This is a genomic window from Mesorhizobium abyssinicae, from assembly GCF_049887195.1.
Classification (GTDB): domain Bacteria; phylum Pseudomonadota; class Alphaproteobacteria; order Rhizobiales; family Rhizobiaceae; genus Mesorhizobium; species Mesorhizobium abyssinicae.
This window is the reverse complement of the sequence record NZ_JARAKC010000067.1, coordinates 1-2861: the sequence shown is the minus strand read 5'-3', so window position 1 is coordinate 2861 and position 2861 is coordinate 1. Positions and strand designations below refer to the sequence as shown.

The 2861-nt window shown below is 66.4% G+C and carries 1 protein-coding gene; it reads left to right on the top strand.

All coding sequences use genetic code 11. From position 1 onward, the window contains the following. A partial coding sequence (locus tag PU724_RS33545) for an amino acid adenylation domain-containing protein (protein WP_426213816.1) occupies nucleotides 1-2861 on the top strand: 2861 nt, incomplete at both ends.

Here is a 2861-nt window from a genome sequence, read left to right as displayed (position 1 = left end):
CGCTGACACCGAACGGCAAGCTCGACCGCCAGGCGCTGCCCGCCCCCGACGACGAGGCCTATGCGCACGCCGCCTATGAAGCGCCGCAGGGCGCGGTCGAGACGGCGCTGGCGCAGATCTGGGCGGAGTTGCTCGGGGTCGAGCGGGTCGGACGCCACGATAACTTCTTCGAACTCGGCGGCCATTCGCTCCTGGCGGTGCAACTGATGGAGCGGCTGCGGCGGCTGTCGCTCGGGGTGGAGGTACACACCCTGTTCGCCAGGCCGGTGCTTTGCGATCTGGCCGAAAGCCTTGGCAGCCATCACGAGGTGGCGGTGCCTGCCAACCCGATCACCGAGCAGAGTGCGGCGATTACGCCGCAGATGCTGCCGCTCATCGAGCTTGGGCAGGAAGAGATCGACCGGATCGTCGCCACGGTGCCCGGTGGCGTCGGCAACATCCAGGACATTTATGGCCTGTCGCCGCTGCAGGACGGCATCCTATTCCATCATCTGCTGGCGACGAAGGGCGATCCCTACCTACTGGTCTCGCAGATGGCGTTTGCCGAGCGCGGCTTGTTGGAGCGCTATCTTGGCGCGATTCAGCAGGTGGTGGACCGGCACGACATTCTGCGTACGGCCTTTGTCTGGGAGAGGCTGTCGAGCCCGGCCCAGGTGGTGTGGCGGCGTGCGCCGCTGGAGGTGACCGAGGTCGAGCTGGATGAAGATGGCGGTCCCGGTTCCGAGCAGCTGAAGCGTCGGTTCGATCCGCGCCGGCAGCGCCTTGACCTTGGCCGGGCGCCTCTGTTGCGGTTTGTGATCGCGCGAGAGCCCGGCAGCGGGCGCTGGCTGCTGCTGGAGTTGCAGCATCATCTGATCGGCGATCACACGACGCTGGAGATCATGCATGCCGAGGTGCGGGCCGTGCTCCAGGGAGGCGCGCATGAGCTTGCGGCGCCGCAGCCGTTCCGCAATCTGGTGGCGCAGGCGCGGCTGGATGTCGACGCCAAGGCGCATGAGGAGTTCTTCCAGAAACAGCTGGCGGACATCGACGAGCCGACCATGCCGTTCGGGCTGAACGAGGTGCGCGGCGATGGCAGCGGGGTCGGCGAGGCGCGGCGGATGCTGCCGCAGGCGCTCAACGATCGGCTGCGGGAACAGGCGCGGCGGCTGGGAGTGAGCCTGGCCAGCCTGTGCCATCTGGCCTGGGGCCAGGTGGTGGCGCGCAGCAGCGGCCGAGAGCAGGTGGTGTTCGGCACGGTGCTGTTCGGCCGCATGCATGCGGGCGCGGGCGCCGACCGCGCAATGGGCCTGTTCATCAACACCGTGCCTGTGCGCCTCGACCTCGACGGCACTGGAGTTGAGGAAAGTCTGCGTCTCACCCATGCCCGTCTGGCCGAGCTGCTCTCACACGAGCATGCCTCGCTGGCGCAGGCGCAACGCTGCAGCGGCGTTGCGGCGCCGGCGCCGCTGTTCGGCGCGCTGTTGAACTACCGCCACAACACGCCGGCGGCCATGGCAGGCTCCAGGACGGACGATGGTCTGTCCGGCGTGGAATGGCTGGGCAGCGAGGAGCGCACCAACTATCCGCTGACGCTGTCGGTGGAGGATTTTGGCGAGGCGCTCGGCCTCACCGCACAGGTGGCGGAGCCGATCTCTGCCGATCGGATCTGCGGCTACATGCTGCGGGTGCTCGAAGCGCTGTCGGAGGCATTGGAGCAGGCTCCCGACAGGCCGGTGCGCGCGCTCGACATTCTTCCGCCCGAGGAGCGGACCTATCTTTTGGAGGAGCTGAACCGGACGGAGGCGGACTATCCGTCAGGTCTTTGCATCCACGAGCTGTTCGAGCAACAGGTGCGCCAGGCGCCCGAGGCGGTGGCATTGGTGCATGAGGACAAGGCGCTCTGCTATGGCGAGCTCAACGCGCGGGCCAACCGGCTGGCCCATCATCTGATCGCCCTTGGGGTCAAGCCGGACCAGCCGGTGGCAATCTGCGTCGAGCGCAGCCCGGCCATGGTGGTGGGACTGCTGGCGATCCTGAAGGCGGGCGGCGCTTATGTGCCGCTGGACCCGGCCTATCCCTACGCGCGGCTCAACCAGGTGCTCGCCGATGCCGCGCCCAAGCTGCTGCTGGCCGATGCGGCCGGCCGGGCCGCGCTCGGCCCTGAGGCGTTGGTCGATGTGACGGTGGTCGATCTGGAGGATACCCCGGTCTGGGCCGAACTACCTGCTGCGGATCCCGAGCCGCGCGCCCTTGGCCTCACCGCGCGCCATCTCGCCTACATCATCTACACCTCGGGCTCCACAGGGACGCCCAAGGGCGTCATGGTCGAGCATCGCGGAGTGGTCAATCTGGGGCTGGCTCAGATCGGACTGTTTGGCGTTGGTTCAAACAGTCGAGTGGTGCAGTTCGCCTCCTTCGGTTTTGATGCGAGTGCCTGGGAAATGATTATGGCGCTTGGCTCCGGCGCTTCCTTGCATTTGCCTGCGGATGAGCTCCGCCAGGCGAGTGCCGAACTCTCGGATTACCTGCGGAGTGAATCGATCACCCACGCGACATTGCCTCCGGCCTTACTGCAGCCAAGCAGGAGTGCGGAATATTTGGCGTCGCAGGCTCTCATTCTTGCTGGAGAGCTGCCGAAGGCCGAACTCATCCGACGTTTACCTGCAGCATCTGTTATCAATGCCTATGGACCGACGGAAACGACAGTCTGTGCAACGACCTGGAGTTGCCCGGCTGACTTTGATGGGGCGATTGTCCCGATCGGCCGTCCGATTGCGAACACGCGGGTGTACCTGCTGGACGGTCATGGCGCTCCTGTGCCGTTCGGGGCGGTGGGCGAGCTTTACATTGGCGGCGCAGGCGTTGCGCGTGGCTACCTG